The sequence below is a fragment of the Halobacillus sp. ABA4_118 genome (assembly GCF_056160205.1).
The window spans coordinates 2,969,588-2,988,838 of the sequence record NZ_JBSWWS010000001.1 but is presented as its reverse complement, the minus strand read 5'-3'; the positions used below and the strand labels follow the sequence as shown (position 1 = coordinate 2,988,838).

Below are 19,251 nucleotides of genomic sequence, written 5' to 3'. Positions count from 1 at the left end.
GCGATACCTCCAGTTTTTAACGTTCAGCTTTCCTTCGTAGAAGCTCTGAGCACAAGCTCAGGGTCTACTTTCATATCCTGGATATCATGGTCATCCTTGATCAAATCCTCCAGCATATAAGCAGCCAGCTTTCCGAGCTTTTGTTTGTCCTGTTTGACTGTTGTGAGTGGTGGATCGCTGTACCGGCATGCTTCAATATCATCACAGCCGATCAGCTGGATATCCTCAGGAACGGATAATCCTTCTTCCTTGATCGCCTTCAACGCACCGAGTGCCATCATATCAGACGCTGCGAAGACAGCTTCCGGAAGACGATCGGCTTTCAGAATCTCCTTCATTCCTTCATAGCCGCTTTCTTCGAAAAAGTCCCCGTAATAGAGCCAGTCCTTTTCAATAGGAAGACCAAACTGATTCATCGCATCGATAAAACCGATGTTACGGATACTGGACACCAGCGAGTCCTGTTTTCCTCCGATATAGGCGATGGTACGGACCTGGTTCAAGTACAGGTGCTCCACCACTTTGGCTCCGATTTTCGCATTGTCGGTCATAATATAGCTGGATTGCGGACCTTCCAGTTTCAAATCAATGCCCACGCTTGGAATGTCACTTTGGGCAATGTCATGAACGGCCTCTTCAATTTCATCCCCTGCGATGATCAGACACCCGTCCACGTGGAAATGCTTGCACCTTTCCAAATACTTGCTTTCTCCCTGGTAAATCTTTTCATTCGAGAACAGCAGCAGGTCATACCCGAGCGATCCGACCGCTTTTTTGAACGAATTGACGACTTCGTTGAAAAAAGGGTGGGTGAAATCAACATTGATTTTCCCCGCATAGATAAGTCCGATCAAATTCGATTTCTTCGTCGCCAGCGACTTTGCTGAAAACGTCGGCTGGTACTTCGTATCTTCAATGATTTTATAGACTTTCTTTCGTGTCGATTCACTGATGCCTCCATAATTGTTGATAATCTTGGAAACCGTGGCTGGAGACACTCCGGCCATCTTAGCTATGTCACGTATTGTCAAATCCATATCTCTTTCTCTCCTTCAAAATCAGCCTCCATGTCATTACCATCTATTGTATCAACAATTTGGAGAAGCGGGACAGATTTACTTGATGGATCCTTCTGTGATACTTGAAATGAACCATTTGTTGAAAATCAGGAAAATGAGAATAAGTGGAACCGTCGCCCAGAAGACACCGCTCAACAGCATCCCGAAGTCCACACGGAAGGCATTGTTTAAGGAAGCAAGCGCCACCTGCAGCGTATAGGAAGCCGGATCACGCAGAACCGTAAACTGCCACAAAAATTCACCCCAGACGAGCGTGAACACGATGATGCCGAGCGTCGCAAAGGCGGGTTTGATGATTGGGAGCACGATGCTCCTGTAAATCCTGAAGTTGGAACAGCCGTCCAGCTTCGCCGCTTCCATCAACTCATCAGGAACCGATTCACTGATGTACTGCCGCATCAGGAAAATCCCGAGAGGGTTGAGTAAAAACAGCACGCCCGCCCCTAACAGCGTATCGAGCCATCCCAGCTGAGAAACCAGGTAAAACTGAGGAATCAAGCCGAGCTGCGGCGGAATCACCATCGTTAAGAGAATCAGAATGAAAAAGAAGTTCTTCCCCGGGAACTGAAATTTCGCAAAGGCAAAACCCGCCAGTGAACTGATAAACAGGACAGCCAAGGTCACCGTCGAGCACAGTACGATCGTATTCCACATCGCCTGGAAGAATGGTATCGTATCCAGCACTTTCATGAAGTTCTCCACCAGCTGATCACCGGGAAGAAGCGTCGGTGGAATGGAATTGTAGGCCGCACTTGGCTGTGTGGCCATTACAAACATCCAGTAAAATGGAAAGATCGAAACGAGTGACGCAAACCCAAGGGCGATATAAACAGGGAGCGTTCCTTTTGCAGCACGTTTCATTTTATTCATTTGGTAAACGCCCTCCTCTTCTGCTTACGACCGAATCCGGACGTGAGCCACGTATTGATTGCGGCAGCCGCCACGATAATGATCAACAGAAGCACCGCCGTTGCGGACGCTGTTCCGAAAGAGCCAAGGTTGAACGCATCACGGTACAGGTACATGACTACAGTCATCGCCTCATCCCTGTTGAAAGCGGAGGAACCGAGGAATACAGCCGGTTCAGCAAACAACTGAAGCGCCCCGACCGTCGACATGAATACCGTAAGGACGATAAACGGCTTCAACAATGGAATGGTGATGTGAAGAAACTGCTGGACTTTTCCAGCGCCGTCGATCGTTGCGGCTTCGTACAAATCCTTCGGTATGCTTTGAAGACCAGCTAAATAAATGATCGTATTGTAGCCGACCCATCTCCAGAAAACCATGAGGGAAATAGCAATTTTCGCTCCCCATTCCGACGTTTTCCAACTGACCGGATCAACACCGAACAAACCGATGACATAGTTGGCAAGCGCGGTTTCACTGCTGCTGAAAAACACACCGAATACTAATGCGACAGCTACCATCGATGTAATGTAAGGCATAAAGATGGTGACCCGGAAAAAATTCGTAAAGCGGATGACCGCCATATTAAGAAAATAAGCAAGAATAATGCCGACAACCAGCTGAGGAGCCGTTCCCATTAAACCGATGATGACTGTGTTATACAACGACTTCCAAAACAACGGATCCTGAAGGACGACAACGAAATTGCTGAACCCGACAAACTCCATGGCCCCGAGGCCGTTCCATTTCTGGAAGGCGAGGACGATGCTGAAAACAGCTGGATAGAGACCGATGATGGCAAATATGATGAAAAAGGGTGCGATATACAAATAACCGGACAGCATATCTTTCTTTTTCTCAGACATCGGTGTCTTCGCTGCGGCTTTGGATGCATGCTGACGCTTCTGTACACTCTCCACTTCTTTCCCTCCTTTATGTAGGAGGGCCGGATGTTCCCCACCCAGCCCCGTGACATTTTAGCGGTTCATAAGATCTTCGATTCGTTTGACAGCCCCTTCCCATTCCTCCTCTGGGTCGGCCCCTTCCTGCACATTGCGCAGAGCCGTCAACACTTCATTGTTTACCGTAACGTATTTCGGCCCTTTGTAGACTTCAGGTATTTCCTGAGCAGCCTCTGCGAAATAAGCCGCGGTATTCTGTCCACCGAAATACTCGTCGGAATTGTTCACGAACTCTTCCATTTCATACACTTCAGGAGCAGATGGGAATAAACCGCTTTCTGTGAAAGACTTCAACTGGTTTTCAGGAGAAAGCATCCACTGAGCAAAGGCATAGGCTTCTTCACTGTTTTTCGTTTCAGATGGAATGGCCACATAAGAACCGCCCCAGTTACCGGCAAAATCCGTTGGAAGTGTGGTCACTTTCCATTTCCCTTCGCCCTCCGGCGCATTTTCGGTCATGTAGCCTTTCAGCCAGGCGGGTGCCATTTCTACAGCAAACTCTCCTTTATTCAAGGCGTTGGCCCATTCCGGCGTCCACATTTCAAAGGATCCGACGACACCTTTCTCCTGGAGATCCACCGCATAATCGTAGGCTTCTTTCACTCCATTATCAGCTTCATTGATAAGAAGCTCTCCATCACGATTGAAATAGCTTACCTGCAGGGCATCCATATTGGCACGAAAAGCCATTTCCATGCTGTCGACCATCGGCTTGCCAGTTTCCTCCAAAACTGTCTCCGCAGCCTCTGAAAATTCATCCGGAGAGGAAATCATGGTGCTCACCTCATCTGGATCTGTCGGCAGGCCGGCCTCTTCAAACACATCGGTATGGAAATACATCGCTTTAGGTCCGATATCGGTTGGAAGACCAAAGAGGAAATCGCCTCCCCCGTTTTCTGCCATCTTCCATTTCCAATCTAAGTATTGATCCTGAATTTCATCCGCTCCTAACTCATACAAGTTTACGAAACGACCCTGCGCTTCGCGGTAACGGTCCAGCTGATCGACTTCTATCATTGTCAAATCCGGGGCGCCTGTTCCGGCAGAGATGGCTGTAAACAAGCTGTCGTGGTGATCGCCAAGCTCAGAATTTTTAATGTTGACCGTAACATCCGGGTTTTCCTTTTCATATTCATCAGCAAGCGTCTCATAGTTCGTTGCTCCAAATACCCAGAAGTCCAGTGTTACTTTCCCTTCTCCAGATGCCGCTTCATCATCACTGCTGCAGGCAGAAAGAAACATAGATAAGACCAGTAACAGAACGAGTGTGAACCTCTTTTTCACATTGACCATCCCTTTCGTATCCATCAATTTAGTTGCTTCCCTCCGATTAACGAAACCGGTTTCGTTAATACCTAAAAAAAATCAATTGATTTGTAAGGTTAGCTTGATTATAACGACAAATGTATCCGTTTTCAACAGGTTTTTTCTGTTTTTATAATAGTTTTATGTAATTTTAGTAAACCGGTTTCGTTAACTCTGCATGGTTCCCTTTCCTCAGCCATTGAGCCTAAAAAAGACGACCTCCCTCTACAAGGGAGCCGTCTGACTGGTGTGATTATTGAAGCCTCGTTTTCCCATGGGCAGCAAAGGAAGCGGGGTTTTTCTTTCTGTATACACTCAGCACCAGCCCGAATAAAACCGCATGAAGAACAGTAGCGTCCATCCCGTAGCTGAGAAACGGAAGCGGAAAGGAAGCGGTTGGAAGGATTCCTATAGACATCAGTACATGGTAAAGGACTGGAACAGCATAGAAAACCAGGCTCCCTCTTACAAGCAGCTGACCAAAGGGTTCTTTAATCTCCCTTGTCATCCAGAACAGGCGGCCAATCACAAGTATCAGAAGGGTCAGGAGAATAAGGGCAGCGGCCCAGCCCAGCTGATTCACTATTGAAAGAAAGACAAAATCGGTGTGGCCGGAAGGCAGCGGCTCCGCTTGTGAGCTCTCCCCTATCCATGCGGCATGACTGATGACTTCCTCCATCCGCAGATACATAGACCCGCCCCCATTCGAGAATTTCTCCGGGGATAAAAACGACAGCAGCCGATCCTTTTGATAGCTGGCAGCAGCTGCAAAGAACCACCAGCCAGCATATACAGCTCCGATGATGGCTAACGAAACCAACGACCAGAGGATTTTTTTGTTCACCTGTTTATGGAGGAACAGGGCTGTAAAGAGCAGGGTATAAATGAACGCAGCATTCGGATCCGCAGCTCCCATGAAAAAGTAGACAGGAAGCATATACAACACGATCCCCTTCCACACCTTCATCGGTCCGTTACTGCCGATGGCAGCAAGACCAACGAGAAGCATCGGAATAAAATCGATGCTGGTCACATGAAAGGGGCCGACCTGCACACCTACGCTTCCCAGAATAAGCGTGGTCATCGACATCGGTCCCCACGTCAGAAACATGGCTCCTGCCAGACCCAGCCCGTAAAACAGCCACCCGAGCGGCCTTAGCTTCCTATAGTCAACAAACAGAAGGCCCCCTGCTGCCACGACACCGGCTGCCGTGAAGAAGACTTTCCCGTTGAATGAGTAGCCGTTTTCCCAGCTGAAGATCAGGGCCGTCAGAAAACCGCAGGCCATCAATGCAGCCAGAAGAAAGACCAGCCATCCGTCGATTTTTTCCTTGTACACGTCCTGGAAATGACGGCCGGTTTCCGGTGCACTCCCCATCCGGCGGACTGCTTCCGCCTCAGCCGCTTCCGGACTGAACCCCTTGTTCAGCAGGCTTTCTTTTTCCTGTTGGATATGGCTGTTCAACTCACAGGCAATCCTATTCCCGGTTTCTTTGTCTTTAATAAAGGACTGGACGGTTTGAAGGTAATCGCTTCGTGATCTCATATCTGTCCCGCCTCCACGAGCGTTCGCAGCACCTGCGGTTTGTCGGGGGAGGACTCATATTTCTTAAGCAGTTTCCTTCCCTTTCTCGTCAGTTGATAATATTTCTGCTCTTCTTCTCTCCACTCCGACTGGATGCACCGCTTCTGTTCAAGAATGTGAAGCGTCGTATACAGCGCACCTTGATCGCTTTCAAACGTTTTAATCCCTCTTGCCCGGATTTTACCAGCCAGCGTATAGCCTGTCTCCTCCTGTACGAGGAGCTGTAAAATAGACAGGCGGATTTGTTCCGGGCTACATTCCTGTTCGGCTATTTTCTCCATCACTTCATTTCGACGCGCCTGATCAAATGTCAACGGCTTGAATGATGTATGATCGAGTGCCTGCTTCAACTTTCTTATTCGGTTTTCCATCAAAGTGTCCCTCCCAGGCGATGTTTAAGTAGAACTTTTGCTCGCTTCAATCGTGTCTTTAATGTATTTTCATTTTTCTTCAAAACATCGGCCATCTCTCTCGTCGATAAGTCCTCGTAGTAGTGAAGATAGATGACCTCCCTGTATTTCTCAGGCAGGTCCATCACCGCTGCGGCCAGTTCGTGGTCGACATGGTTCTGGATAACCGTGTCTTCTGTACTGGAAGCATCTTTTGTCTGTTCAAGCTGTTCCTGCTCGGAGACGGTCACCTTCCGGTTGTACCAGCTTTTCAAGTGATCCTTACAGTGATTGATGGCGATCCGCCACAGCCACGTTGTCATTTTCGACGTTCCATTGTATGTATGCAGGTGGTGATAGCCCTTCACGAAAATTTCCTGCGTTAAATCCTCCGCCAGTGCCGCATCCTTGACGTAGGAATAGACAAGGTGGAGGATGGCTGTTCCGTAGTTTTCCATCAGTTCCTGGATGATTGCTTCTCTGTTTTCATGTTCAATCGGTGTATTCATTGAGTGTTCCACATTGTCCCCTCCTGCCCCATTAAACGATACAGGTCTGGAAATAGTTTTACAAAAATAAAAAAAGACAGCACGAAGTGTGCTGTCTCAGGCCAAAACGTCCGGTGCAGGCCATCAAAGATGGCTCCATTCCGGATGTCCTCACTGAAATACGAGGCTGTTTCGTTTCAGGAATCGGTCATGGAACGTCAGAGGCACGCCTTCTCCATCTTTTTCTGCATGAATGTGAAGGTGCGGCTCCGTCGTATTTCCTGTGTTTCCCACTTCCCCTAAGAGATGGCCCGCCTCAACCGCATCTCCCTCCTGGACATGGACTGCGCCCGGTTTCATGTGGGCGATATGAACGTCCACGCCCTGACAGGAAAGAATGACGTGGTTACCAGCGGGATGCTGCTCCTTGTCCGGCTCCGCCTGCGGGAGAATATCTTCATATTCGTCCACCGCTGCTGTCACTTCACCTGTGCACGGACTGTACAGCGGCTCACCGTAGATTTCATAGTCTTCCAGGCTGGCGGGAGATAAGCCGTCAGCACGGACGGTGAGCGCATTGACTTTAAGAATGTCATAAGCATAGGCCTGTGTCTTGGATTCATAGTGATAGTTGATCGACGTACTGGCTCCCCCGTGACCCAATGCATAGACCCCGTGCTTCATTGGAAATTCCATGTCGACGGCCTTGTCTTCTTCCGGCAGGGCGTATCCCGACAGTCCGGAGACCGCAATGGATCCAAAATAAAGGATAAGAAGAAGGCTGATGACCATGGAAAATACAGCCCCTTTCCTCTTCTTTTCCGATTTCTCAGGCAGACTGCGCCAACGCCTGTAGACAAAAACGCTTACTATGAGAAAGCTGAGAGGCAGAAGCCAGCGCATGTAGTGGGTAAACATGTGCCACGGCCCGATGACAAAAATAAATGCCATGAACATGAGAACCGCAGCCCAGTCTATCAAGAGGTATGTACGTTTCGAATACGCTGATTTCAATAAATGGACAAACAATAGTACGGGCAGCACGAGGTGGATAAAAGCCTGAAACCAGATCAACCAATCATTCCCTTCGCCAAATTAGAACGATGACGCTCTTTAATCATCTATACGTTCTGCAATGGAAAAAGTTTCATAGGTTTCAGGCTGTCCCTCTTCATGTACGTCTGCTTAAGTATTCACTGGCCCCCAGCACCGCAATAGCAAACACAGCAACCGTGATGACCAGCGCGCCCGGAACACCGGAGGATCCGAGGTAGAACAGAAGCAGGATAGCCCCGCCGATGCCAAAAGTAACAAACAGCAGCGTCAAAATAACCGAACGCCCATGTGTCAAGGACTTCCATTTCTTCCATCCGACCGCGGCCAGAATGAGCGCAGCAGCAAAAGCAATGACAGCACCTGTCGTCATATGACTTCCCCCCTTTTGTAAAGGTATACCCGGAAGAGAAGCGTTCAATCGGGTAATTTCATATTTTTTACATTGACAAGAAGAATGACCCATGATTAAAATAGTATCCAACTGTTAATAAAAAGAACGGCTGAGAGAGAAATCAAGTAGCCGTCAGGATCCCTGTCCCAGAGAGCCGGTGCGTGGTGAAAACCGGCACACATCCTGACTGTGAATTTCACTTCTGGAGCTTTTTCCACCGTGGTGGGAAACAGTGGCGACTGTTATACGCACAAGTGATGAGTGTATGCTCATAACAAGGGTGGTACCGCGGTCCAACCGTCCCTACGTCATGTAGGGGCGGTTTTTTTATTTGTCAGCCCTTTGGCGCATAGATGCGTCAAAGTAAAAAAGAAGGTAAAGGAGCTTATGTCATTATGAAACAACAAGAGCAGTGGACATCCAAGATCGGATTTATATTAGCTGCCGCCGGTTCCGCCATCGGACTCGGCGCCATCTGGAAATTCCCTTATATCGCCGGCCAGAACGGAGGCGGAGCATTCTTTCTATTATTCATTATCTTTACATTGTTTCTCGGTTTGCCCCTGCTGTTAGCAGAGTTCTCCATCGGACGCACCGCTCAGAAAAATGCTGTAGAATCCTACAAAACGATCTCACCAGGAACGAAATGGCATTGGATCGGCATCATGGGGATGATCACATCCTTCCTGCTTTTGTCGTTCTATAGTGTGATCGGCGGCTGGATCGTCGCTTATTTGTATAAAACACTCACCGGGCAGCTGGCGTCCGTGGATGCCTCCTCCTACGCAGAGATATTCGGAAGCACCATTTCCCATCCGTTCGGAAGTGTGCTTGTCCAGCTGATCTTCATGGTCATGACCATTCTTGTGGTCTCCCGGGGTGTCCAGCAGGGCATTGAAAAAGCCAGTAAAATCATGATGCCTGCCTTGTTTGTATTGTTTATCCTGCTTGTCATCCGGGCCGTGTCTCTTGATGGCGCGTTGGAAGGCATCACCTTCCTGTTGATGCCTGACTTTACCAAAGTAACCTCGCAGACGATTCTAGAGGCGATGGGGCAGTCCTTCTTCACCTTGAGTGTCGGAGTTTCCGTTATGGTAACGTACAGTTCATACCTGCCTAAAACAGAAAACCTGCCCCGCGCTGCCTTATCCATCGGTGGCATGAACATTTTCATCGTTCTGCTTGCGGGACTGGCCATTTTCCCCGCAGTGTTCGCATTTGACCTCCAGGCGGATGCCGGACCTGTCCTGTTGTTCCAGGTGCTTCCGACTGTATTCAGCCAGCTGCCGGGCGGCATGATTTTCTTTGCCGGCTTCCTGCTGTTGTTCTTGTTTGCGACGTTGACCTCGGCTTTCTCTATGCTTGAGATCATCGTATCCGTGCTCTCGAAGGGCGACAAGGCGAAGAGGAAAAAATGGGCGTGGATCATCGGCCTCGCCATCTTCGCTGTCGGGATCCCATCGACATTGTCCTACGGAGTCCTGGCAGACGCCACCCTGTTCGGACGGACGTTCTTTGACAACATGGATTATGTAGTCAGCAACATCCTGTTCCCGATCGGGTCGCTTTTGATCGCCTTGTATGTACCGAACAAAATGAAAAAGTCAGCGCTGTATGAAGAACTGCAAAGCGGCAGCCGGATGAAAAAAGGGTTGTTCCAAACATGGTTTATCCTGCTCCGCTATGTGGCGCCGCTTCTGATTATCATCGTCATGCTGGATGTGCTTGACGTATTTTAACCGATAGACTTTGTTAAAGACTCTTACTAAAAAAGAGGAACCTCCACTTTTGGACGTTCCTCTTTTTTAAACACGGATAACACAAACTCCAGCCATTTTTCTTTTCGAATATATGGAACTACTCCCGTGGGGCGAGTAACATGACCGCTACACCGACCATGCATATTCCTGCACCAATCCAATCATATAAATCAGGTGTTTTTTTATCTACGCCCCATCCCCATAAAACAGAGAGAATGATAAACACTCCCCCATATGCCGCATAAACTCTCCCGAAGGACGGAAAAGCTTGGAATGCAGCAATCACACCATACAACGCTAAAGCTGCACCTCCGCCCAATCCCCAATACAGCGGTTTACCTTCTCTCAGCCACAGCCAGATCAAATACCCTCCCCCTATCTCCGCTATACCTGCAAGGACAAAGAGTAAAATCGTATGTAGGATAATCGTAATCACTTCCTAAACTATCGAGTCTATGAACCTGTTTTTCCTTTTTATCAAGAGATTCTTCCCATTTCCTTATAGGTATAGTATTCCATATTATTGTATGGGAGGCCATCCTTTGTGATTGTTCTGCCCCTTTACTAAAAGGTGGATACTCTATTGAAAAATCGCCGCTATCCTATTTTTGTTATTCCTCATATTCTATGGAAATCGTTGGCCGGTTCCAGTTGTTCTCTTAACTCTCTCCGAAGTTTCTCCACCTTCTTTAACTTCCTTAAAGTGAGCAATGAGAAAACACGAACAGCACTATATTTCACCATTATTCTGCTTCATCATCTTTTCCAGTAGAACCTTCCTTTCATCATTCAAAAGGATAGGTACACGACCTTACTAAAGAGGCGTGAAGAAATCTCCTCCTAAAGCAAGGGTTTCTTTACACATTAAAAACCATAAATTTCAATGGGGAGATTTGCCTGGATTTAACAATTATTTTATAATAAAAGTCATATGATGTCGAAACTATTCCGCTTATGTCCAACAAACCTCACAGGCCTGCTTATCTAGGTCCTGTAATGACGCTTTATCATTATTCTAAAGGTATGAGTGGTGGTTTATGGGACCAAGCAATCAAAATATCGACAACAGGAGGGTTTGATGAAAAGGAAAAGCCTGCTTATCATTTCAGCGATCATTTTGGTTATTAGTTTCATTGGCGCTTCCACCATCTTCTCCCAACCGAACGAAGAAGACACGGAAAAACGTGTGTCATCCAATATGAGAACGCTCAACAAACCAACGAACAAGACCGATGTGACGGAAGTTTCACTCGCTGCTGTGGGGGATCTGTTAATCCATAAAGAAGTATACAATGATGCGAAAACTTCTTCAGGCTATGATTTTAATCCGATGTTTCAAGAGGTCTCCCCCCATCTTTCCAATGCCGACATTACCTTTGCAAATTCAGAGAGCATCATGGGCGGTGCGGCCATCGGCGTATCCACCTACCCTTCATTCAACACCCCCTTTGAATTAGGGGATGCGTTAAAAGCTAACGGCATTGATATTATTTCCATGAGCAACAATCATACGCTGGACCGGGGAGTTCCTGCGATTGAAAACGCGATTAATCAATGGGATTCACTGGGAATTAAAAAGGTGGGGGGCTACTTGTCACCGGAGGAAAGAGATAGGATCACAACGATCAAAAAGAATGACATCACTTTCTCCTTTCTGGCTTACACCTATGGAACAAATGGAATCCCGACCCCTGATGGAAAACCATACCTGGTGAACAGGATTGATAAAGATCTGATTGCCTCTGACATTGAGAAGGCCGCCGGAGAATCTGATGTCGTCGTCATGAGTTTACATTTCGGCAATGAATATGAAAGAAACCCGAGTACAGATCAGAAGGAATTGGCAGCCTTTGCGGCCGAACAAGGAGCAGATATTATACTCGGGCATCACCCGCACGTGCTGCAGCCACCGGAATGGATTGAAAATACAGATGGGTCTCAGAGTCTCGTTTTTTATTCTCTCGGTAATTTTCTCTCCGGCCAGGAGGAAAAATACCGGCGGATGGGTGGCATAGCTGGAGTGACTGTGCAGAAAGTGAAAGGTATAGAGGGAACATCCATCGATATAAGGGAACCACGGTTTAAACTTACGTATGTAGACTTTGCAAATGATCAGGATTTCAAGATTCTCCCTATGAAGGAATTTGATCATGACATGTTCGAGGAACTATCCAAACACATGAAAACATCTATCCATGATCTATCGGTAAACTAAGCAAAAAAACGCATGCTCTTCCTAAGAACGTGCGTTTTTTGCTACTGAAAAGGACACCATCGATTCAAAGGATTCGTTCCCTTAAAAACTCGCAGCTCGTCCTTTGGCATCAATGGCACCAACCTGCTCTTATGCTTAAGAATTTTTTGGTCAACTTCTCCATGACTTCTTCTAAATACAATAATTAGATTATCGGAATAACAAGTAGCAGCCGCCTAAAAAAAACGATGAATAGGATGCTTAAGAAAATACTTTTTATGATGCGTCTTTCTTTAGTTTTAGGAATAATACCGAAAACATAACAAAAAATGAACAAGCGTATGAAGAAAATGAAAAGAACTCAATAACTCCAGACAATGTTAAAGTTTCATTGTCCCAAAATGAGCAGAACATTACCTCTGAATCAGTTCTAAACTGTTTCTCATCAAACAAATGCTCTGAAGAAACTGTAAAGCGAGAATTAAATAATGTTCATTTAAATGAAATGACTGAAAATGTAAGGATCACTCCTGTTAAAGAAGATGAAGAAATCATCGTTAACATTGACGGCCCACAACCCCAAAAAATAAGTTATATAACAAAAACGCTAAAGAACGATACTGCATCTATTTCGGAGGAGGTTGTCGATGGTCATTCATTCGTAATTAGCAGTCAGGGGGAGTACAGTATTCTTTTAACAGCACAATGGGAATATGAAAATGGAAAGTTTGAAGGCAGTGTTTCCAAAGCTGCTAAATTAAATGTTAAGTAGATCGTTGTTTACAAGATTAAAAAGAACAATATTATCAATCATCTTTTATCCTGCAGGACCTCTGACTTCTTGAATCTATCTTTGCCATGCAAGCCCGCGAGCTAAAGGCCCCCCTTTCATGAGGTTGGGTTTTCGTTCACATTTAATTCATAAGTGACGAGGTTTTTGTTATGATCAGGTAAAATATGATGGCTTCAACAGGGACCATAATCAACACATTCTTTAATGTATGATATTTAAGCTGCACCAAATAACCTATACCCCAAACTACCGTTACCAGTATTGGAATCATAATTACTGCAGCATTTTCTTCAGGAGCAAATGCTGCGACAGCCCAGGCTAAGAAAACGCTAAAACCTACAGCCAATACGCCTATAATTATATTTATCATATGTATGTATTTATTCGCCATTACAGCCCTCCTACCTTCCAAATGTAACAATTTAATGATTTTAATCATTCTACCTCAAACAGATGTTAACAATGAACGAATGCCAGGGGCAATTTCCCACGCTATGGACAAAGCAGTCAAATTCCCTGTCAGGGCCATCGCCGCCGGCACTTTTATCAAAGATATCGTCTGATCTACATCAGCCACAGCGCTTTCCCTTCTTCTTTTGTAAAAGAGAAGTACGTCACAAAAAACTGCTGCAGACTCTCATCCGAAGTCCCCTCCACCCATTCACGATAGATATCCAGTAATGTATGGACACTTCCTCCGCAGTATTTTTCTACGAGCTCGGAAACGACGTGGGTACTTCTCCAATAATCATAAAAAGCGGCGGATAGCGCTTCACTGCTTCCTCCCCGGTATCCCGCCGCACCAAATTGATCAAGCGGATATGTTCCGTATTCTTCCTTATATTTGTCGATCAATAAGCGTTCGACTTCCTTGATGGTCTGGCACCGGTCTTTACTCAACATCAGTGTTCTTGGTATGTAAAAGCAGAGACCCTCTTCAAACCACATATCCCGGGCATCTTCATCCTCCCATGTTTCAAACTCAGAATGAAAAACATCGGCGTGGTGAGTAAGTTCATGAGCGGCAATTACAGCCACATCTTTTACGGTCAGGCTGTCATAATACCTCTCCGCTTCCGGTACTCCTGCTGCACTTGGTCTATACAACTCTTTCCACGTCTCTACCACAGGATGAAGGTGAATCAGATCCCTGGAGGTATACGCCGGAAGTGGAATGGTCGAATAAAGTTCTGTTGCTGATGGAACATCATGAAAAACGATGCCCCGCGGTGATTCATACGAGGAAATTGTCCTGAGCTGTTCAGAAAACCTTTCAAGCTCTTCCAGCATCAGCTTCCCGCTTTTTTCGATGGATTGTACATGGGATGTGTCGGTTACAGATACGGCGTATTTCATCGAATCCCCTTTCTCTTTTAAAACCGGAGTGACCCTCTAAATCCGCGGGCGGCATAGTAGGATTCCGCCCCATTATGATAGGTGAATACACGCCCGTAGCGGAAATCACAGAAAATCGCCCCGCCTTTGGAGCGGACGTCATCCGGCGTTTTTACCCAGCTGGATGTTTTCGTATCATACTCTCCCGTTTCCTGAAGAAAACGGTATTCCTGTTCAGAAAGCATTTCGATGCCGATGTCCCCGGCCAGGTCCACTGCTGATGTTTCCGGTTTGTATTTCTTTCTCGCTTCCAGCGCCTTCCGATCATAGCAGACGCTCCTCCGTCCTTTTGGACTTTCCTTCACACAGTCAAAAAAGACAAGCTCATCTTTCTCTTCATCGTAAAAAACCACATCCGGCTCACCGCCCGTCTCTTCCATACGATAAAGCACAGCGTTTTTTTCAGAGTGAGTGTTCAGCTTTCTTTCTACATCAGCCCACTGAATTCCCTGATGACGTTCCGGGTGCTTGTCAAAACGCTGCTTCAATGAAGATCGAAGTTGATCGCTTTCCTCTTGAGATAAAAGCTTTTCCTTAGACATGCTTTTTCCTCCTTTAACGTTTCTTTGTTCCGATCCTATCGCAGTCCAAAATTCAGTGCTCCCCTTTTCCCAAATAGGAGGCCGGGTGATCAGGACAGACGAAGACACGGAAGGATCCTTTATCCATCCTGATGATCACTTTCCGCAATCTTTTTCAACTGTTTCCCAATAAACTGCAGGTTGCGGGCAATGACAATAAGAACGATAGCGATGAATGCTAAAGCAATGGTAATCAAGCATGAGCCTCCTTTTAATACTTTCCAATAAATTCTTGGAACTGAATGCTAAAACCGTTTAATAAAACGATCCCTGTAACCAGACATCCGATGTGAATGATCCGTTGAAACGTATTTTCTTCTTTTTTACCTTCCGAATGGTAACGAGCGAAAACAAGGTCAGCAGCACACCAAATAAAAGAGCGAAATTGATGACACCCCTCTCCTTATCTTTAGATGTTGTCTAACATATAAGCTTGTTCCATTCATTCTACGATTTTCATAGTAAATCGTTTCATTGTTTTTACTCACCATTCCTCCGTATACAGGTAACTCTCTCCTGCCCTTGATCTTCCGGGTACTGACAGAAAGATAAGGAATTCGTGCTTCTGACTCCCACTCAACGCTGGGGAAAAATGTACGCTTGCAGAAACGGATCGGAATGGCCTTAAATGGCATCGTTCACCCGTATTGGTTCACAAACCTTTTTAACGTGACCCCAATGGTCGTGAGCTGGATCTGGTCTTTTTTCCATGCTTCCTTGTTTACCCTATATCCTTTCTCTTCTTACGCTCCTCTTCGACAAAGAATCAAAATCACCTTCCTGATTCCAAGAAAGTATGAAACTTAGAAAATATCATATTCACGTGGTCTGACACAGTTCGATTATTCAACTTAAATATGGGGAATGTAAATTTCCTGATTCTACGGGGAGTTGTGTATTATAAGTAAACATCCATACCAATAACAGCTGATAAGAACTATGGCATAAAAAAAGCAGCTATTCAAAACGAATAACTGCTCTTCTACGAACCTATGAAATAAATCCACCCGACACGTCTTTCACGTTGTGCACAACAATAAAGGCGTCAGGGTCGGTTTCTTTTACAACCCGCTTCAACTTAAGAAGACGGTGGGTATGGACAATGATGTACAGCACCCGGCGCTCCTCCTTGGAATATTCACCTGTTCCATAGAACAGCGTCGCACTGGAAGCAAGCTCCGTCGTAATCCGTTGAGAAATTTCCTCTGTCTTTGGAGAAATGATATTGATGGCTTTTTTCGAGTCAAAGCCACCGAGCACAAAGTCTGTCACGATCTTTCCGACGTACAAGGTGATCAGCGTGTACATGGTGGAGATGGGACCGATAATAAAGATACCTGCAACAACGACCATCGCATCAAGCGCGAACGTCACTCCGGTCAAATCCCACCCGAGCTGATGGTTGAGCATCCGGGCGATAATAGAGGTCCCTCCGACCGAACTGCCGGCCTGATAAATGAAGCCGAAACCGATTCCGGTAATAACCCCGGCAAAAATGGCGGCAAGCAGGGCATCTTCGATCGGATACGCCCAGATGTGTTCGAAAAACCATAGAAAAAAGGAAAATAAGGCCACATTAAAAACGGTTTTGATTACCATCGGCTTCGGAAGATACCTTATGCCGACACCGAGCAGGGCGACGAATATGATTGGTGTCGTAATTCCGGGGGAGATTCCGGTGCCGTAGTAAATCAAAAGAGAAGCACCGACAATACCGCCCTCAGCGATGGAGTTCGGCATCGCCAGCTGCGTCACTGCCAACGCAAATAAAAGAGATCCAATAATAATGTACAGGGTGTTTTTCATAGATTTTCCTCCCATCTCCAACCAAAATGTCATCCACCTTTTCTAAACAGACTCTTTTATAAAAAGCGAATAGAAAAGACGGATCTGTAAATGATTCACTTCAAGATCCATAGATAAACCTGTTTTTCAGCTGAGGAACAAAGGCTCAGCCGTCATTTTTTCAATACGAATTCTTCTTTGTTTTCTCCCCATTCGACGGTCACTCGGATGGTCTGATCACTGGTGAACACGGAAGAGTTACTGCCGGAATGGTGTGTGAATGTTCTGCTTTCCGGGGTATTCTCGAAGTTGATTTCTCCACGCCCTTTAGACGTGATCATTTCATACTCGTATTCTAAATAACCAGCTTCCCCCAGCTGCTCAACATCTCCGTTGAATATCAAAGCAAAATCTTCAGTCGTTTCCTTCTCCGTCACATTCACTTCCATTTCTCCATGCCAATGTTCACTATCCCCTTCATAAATATAGCGTTCCTGATTGGAACAGCTGCTCAGAATGAGTAAACCGAGAAGGGCCGTCATGACCCATCCCTTCTTTTTCATAACACCCCTTCTTTCTATATAGTTTGCAGAGGAAGCGATGTCTGCAAAAGATGAAACCCAGGTTATGATAATTATTTCAGAATCCCTCACAATCCTCAATATCCTCTCTGTAAAAAAGAAAAAAAGCTGAAGACACGTCCTTCTTCAGCTTTTCGTGCGTGTTCAGTGTGAACTGACGGGGATATGCTTCTGCTGGGTCGTATCAAACAATCCTTTCGTTGTCAGCTTTAACTCCGGTATGACGGGGAGGGTTAAGAACGATAAGGTCAAAAACGGATGGATATCGACATCATTCTTTAACACGCGTTCCAACGCAACATCGATTTTTTTCAAACCGTCATAAAGCGCTGGTGCGTCCTGCTTGGACATCAGTCCGGCAATTTCAAGCTCCACGGAAGCCAGAACCTTCCCGTTTTGAACGACGGCGAGACCTCCGCCCATGTCGTGGAGATGATGGATCGCAGTCAGAATATCCTTGTCACTCGTTCCTGCCGCGACCAGGTTATGAGAGTCGTGAGCGACTGTCGATGCGATGGCCCCATTGTTCATTTTCAGCCCTTTTACGATTCCAAGACCTGTATCTCCCGTGTTCTGATGACGCTCGACCACGACGAGTTTGCTTTGATCACGTTCCTGTGAAGGGACAAACAGCCCGTTTTCGACATCCACACGTTCGATTCGTTTATGTGTCAGCAGCCGGTTGGGGATGACTTCGATGACCGCACCTTGCTTGTGAAAGACAGGGATATCAAGGGAGCCTTCTTTCATTTCAGGAATACGAACGGTGTCACAGACCGATGGAACGACAGGGTCAGCTTCACGCGGATCACCGGCATAGGCCCCTGCCTCCGCCACCTTCACTCCTGCTTTATAGACCGTTTGAACCTTTATGTTCTCTAAATCCTCAAAGAAAACAAGGTCCGCCTCATATCCCGGGGCGACTGCTCCCTTCTGCTCCAGGCCGTAGCATTCCGCGGCGTTGATTGTCGCCATCTGCACGGCCTGAATCGGGTCGATCCCATGTTTTATGCTCAACCGGACGTTATCATCGATGCTGCCTTCCTCCATCAATTCGTCAAGACCTTTATCATCCGTACAGAAAAGGAACCTGTGCGCATTGCGCTCGTTTACGACAGGAACAATAGATGAAAGATCCTTGGAGGCCGATCCCTGCCGGATGAGGACATGCATGCCCCGTTCAATCCGCTCCAGGGCTTCTTCGCCTGTATTGCATTCATGATCCGTCGTGATGCCGGCGGCCTTATAAATGTTCAGGGCCCTCTCATCAAATCCTGCACCATGGCCGTCAATCGGAACACCGAGACGGGAAGCGGTAAGCAGCTTGTCCATCATATCCTCTGCTCTTGATGCGACAGCCGGGAAGTCCATGACTTCAGCGAGTCCGAGCACCTGCTTATGTTTATAAAAGCCCTCGAGGTCATCAGCTGTAAGATGCGCTCCGTTCTGTTCAAGGCTTGCAGCGGGCACACAGGACGGCAGCATAAAATAAACATCCAGCAGGCAGTCTGCGGCATCATCCATCATGAACTGGATCCCTTCTTTTCCACAGACGTTGGCGATTTCATGAGGATCCGTCACCACAGACGTCACACCACAGGAAAGAGCGACTTTGGCAAATTCACTCGGTCTCACCATGGACGATTCCATATGAACGTGTCCGTCGATGAAGCCGGGCGCGACGTACATTCCAGCGGCATCCACGATTTCTGCAGCCGAATCATAGCAACCCAGACCGACAATGAGACCATCCACGATGGCGACGTCCTTTTGCACCACCCGCTGGTTAAAGACGTCGATCACCCGGCCATTCTTGATGACCATGTCAGCGGAGCGTTTTCCGGCTGACACCTCTATACGTTTTCGTAACTGCTCTTTGTGTTGATCCATGCTTCTGCCCCTTTCTTCGAACGAGATAAGCACGTACCGCCGGCTGGTCATCGATATAAAAAAACTCCAGGAAACAGACCTGGAGTTTGACGTTAAGGAGTAATGAAT

20 protein-coding genes and 1 other annotated feature are annotated in these 19,251 nt (G+C 46.7%); of the genes, 3 read left to right on the top strand and 17 right to left on the bottom strand.

Annotation, left to right across the window (positions count from 1 at the left end; all coding sequences use genetic code 11):
* Positions 1-23: 23 nt before the first annotated feature.
* The 9 genes from ACXAGL_RS15155 to ACXAGL_RS15115 all read right to left on the bottom strand — a co-directional run bounded on the left by ACXAGL_RS15155 (position 24) and on the right by ACXAGL_RS15115 (position 8,143).
* Positions 24-1,037 carry a LacI family DNA-binding transcriptional regulator gene (locus ACXAGL_RS15155; protein ID WP_474968181.1) on the bottom strand — a complete coding sequence of 338 codons (1,014 nt, stop codon included), beginning with the start codon at positions 1,035-1,037 and terminating at the stop codon, positions 24-26.
* A gap of 78 nt (positions 1,038-1,115) precedes the next feature.
* Entirely contained in the window at positions 1,116-1,949 is an 834-nt protein-coding gene (locus tag ACXAGL_RS15150; protein ID WP_474968180.1) for a carbohydrate ABC transporter permease, read from the bottom strand.
* Complete coding sequence (locus tag ACXAGL_RS15145; RefSeq protein ID WP_160836443.1) at positions 1,946-2,854, bottom strand: carbohydrate ABC transporter permease; 909 nt, start codon at positions 2,852-2,854, stop codon at positions 1,946-1,948. Before ACXAGL_RS15145 ends, ACXAGL_RS15150 begins: the two co-directional genes overlap by 4 nt.
* A 111-nt stretch (positions 2,855-2,965) precedes the next feature.
* On the bottom strand, positions 2,966-4,243 hold the full coding sequence (locus ACXAGL_RS15140) for an ABC transporter substrate-binding protein (RefSeq protein ID WP_474972317.1): 1,278 nt from the start codon (positions 4,241-4,243) through the stop codon (positions 2,966-2,968).
* Between the two features lie 265 nt (positions 4,244-4,508).
* On the bottom strand, positions 4,509-5,801 hold the full coding sequence (locus ACXAGL_RS15135; protein WP_474991643.1) for an FtsW/RodA/SpoVE family cell cycle protein: 1,293 nt from the start codon (positions 5,799-5,801) through the stop codon (positions 4,509-4,511).
* A complete protein-coding gene (locus ACXAGL_RS15130; RefSeq protein ID WP_474991642.1) occupies positions 5,798-6,211 on the bottom strand; it encodes a PadR family transcriptional regulator in 414 nt (137 codons plus the stop codon). The genes ACXAGL_RS15135 and ACXAGL_RS15130 overlap by 4 nt, the downstream gene beginning before the upstream one ends.
* Positions 6,211-6,750 (bottom strand): sigma-70 family RNA polymerase sigma factor, encoded by a 540-nt coding sequence (locus tag ACXAGL_RS15125; RefSeq protein WP_474991641.1) that lies wholly within the window; start codon positions 6,748-6,750, stop codon positions 6,211-6,213. Before ACXAGL_RS15125 ends, ACXAGL_RS15130 begins: the two co-directional genes overlap by 1 nt.
* Positions 6,751-6,888: 138 nt before the next feature.
* Positions 6,889-7,791, bottom strand: coding sequence for a M23 family metallopeptidase (locus tag ACXAGL_RS15120; protein WP_474991639.1), 903 nt, complete (start codon positions 7,789-7,791; stop codon positions 6,889-6,891).
* Between the two features lie 97 nt (positions 7,792-7,888).
* Positions 7,889-8,143, bottom strand: a complete 255-nt coding sequence (locus ACXAGL_RS15115) for a hypothetical protein (protein WP_474991637.1) — start codon at positions 8,141-8,143, stop codon at positions 7,889-7,891.
* A 123-nt stretch (positions 8,144-8,266) separates the two neighbouring features.
* Positions 8,267-8,472: a binding site (T-box leader), on the top strand.
* Positions 8,473-8,559: 87 nt separating this feature from the next.
* On the opposite strand from ACXAGL_RS15115, the gene ACXAGL_RS15110 reads away from it, so the two are divergent.
* Positions 8,560-9,903 carry a sodium-dependent transporter gene (locus ACXAGL_RS15110; RefSeq protein ID WP_474991636.1) on the top strand — a complete coding sequence of 448 codons (1,344 nt, stop codon included), beginning with the start codon at positions 8,560-8,562 and terminating at the stop codon, positions 9,901-9,903.
* 118 nt (positions 9,904-10,021) lie between these two features.
* Here the strand turns inward: ACXAGL_RS15110 and ACXAGL_RS15105 are convergent, their stop codons facing one another.
* Positions 10,022-10,348, bottom strand: coding sequence for a YnfA family protein (locus tag ACXAGL_RS15105; RefSeq protein ID WP_027953838.1), 327 nt, complete (start codon positions 10,346-10,348; stop codon positions 10,022-10,024).
* 654 nt (positions 10,349-11,002) lie between these two features.
* Between ACXAGL_RS15105 and ACXAGL_RS15100 the strand changes: the two genes are divergently transcribed.
* Both ACXAGL_RS15100 and ACXAGL_RS15095 read left to right on the top strand, forming a co-directional pair.
* Positions 11,003-12,139 carry a CapA family protein gene (locus tag ACXAGL_RS15100; protein WP_474991634.1) on the top strand — a complete coding sequence of 379 codons (1,137 nt, stop codon included), beginning with the start codon at positions 11,003-11,005 and terminating at the stop codon, positions 12,137-12,139.
* Positions 12,140-12,509: 370 nt separating this feature from the next.
* Entirely contained in the window at positions 12,510-12,890 is a 381-nt protein-coding gene (locus tag ACXAGL_RS15095) for a hypothetical protein (protein ID WP_474991633.1), read from the top strand.
* A gap of 142 nt (positions 12,891-13,032) precedes the next feature.
* Here the strand turns inward: ACXAGL_RS15095 and ACXAGL_RS15090 are convergent, their stop codons facing one another.
* The 7 genes from ACXAGL_RS15090 to ade all read right to left on the bottom strand — a co-directional run bounded on the left by ACXAGL_RS15090 (position 13,033) and on the right by ade (position 19,143).
* The gene (locus tag ACXAGL_RS15090; protein WP_474991632.1) at positions 13,033-13,302 is read right to left on the bottom strand and encodes a hypothetical protein; all 270 of its coding nucleotides are present in this window, start codon (positions 13,300-13,302) and stop codon (positions 13,033-13,035) included.
* A 54-nt stretch (positions 13,303-13,356) separates the two neighbouring features.
* Positions 13,357-13,488, bottom strand: a complete 132-nt coding sequence (locus tag ACXAGL_RS15085) for a hypothetical protein (protein WP_474968171.1) — start codon at positions 13,486-13,488, stop codon at positions 13,357-13,359.
* The gene (locus tag ACXAGL_RS15080) at positions 13,476-14,267 is read right to left on the bottom strand and encodes a hypothetical protein (RefSeq protein WP_474991630.1); all 792 of its coding nucleotides are present in this window, start codon (positions 14,265-14,267) and stop codon (positions 13,476-13,478) included. Before ACXAGL_RS15080 ends, ACXAGL_RS15085 begins: the two co-directional genes overlap by 13 nt.
* Before the next feature lie 17 nt (positions 14,268-14,284).
* On the bottom strand, positions 14,285-14,848 hold the full coding sequence (locus ACXAGL_RS15075) for a DUF4256 domain-containing protein (protein ID WP_474968169.1): 564 nt from the start codon (positions 14,846-14,848) through the stop codon (positions 14,285-14,287).
* A gap of 1,029 nt (positions 14,849-15,877) precedes the next feature.
* A complete protein-coding gene (locus ACXAGL_RS15070; RefSeq protein WP_474968167.1) occupies positions 15,878-16,693 on the bottom strand; it encodes a YitT family protein in 816 nt (271 codons plus the stop codon).
* A 152-nt stretch (positions 16,694-16,845) separates the two neighbouring features.
* Positions 16,846-17,235, bottom strand: coding sequence for a hypothetical protein (locus ACXAGL_RS15065; RefSeq protein ID WP_474971659.1), 390 nt, complete (start codon positions 17,233-17,235; stop codon positions 16,846-16,848).
* Positions 17,236-17,397: 162 nt separating this feature from the next.
* Complete coding sequence (gene ade, locus ACXAGL_RS15060; protein ID WP_474991628.1) at positions 17,398-19,143, bottom strand: adenine deaminase; 1,746 nt, start codon at positions 19,141-19,143, stop codon at positions 17,398-17,400.
* Between the last annotated feature and the right edge of the window lie 108 nt (positions 19,144-19,251).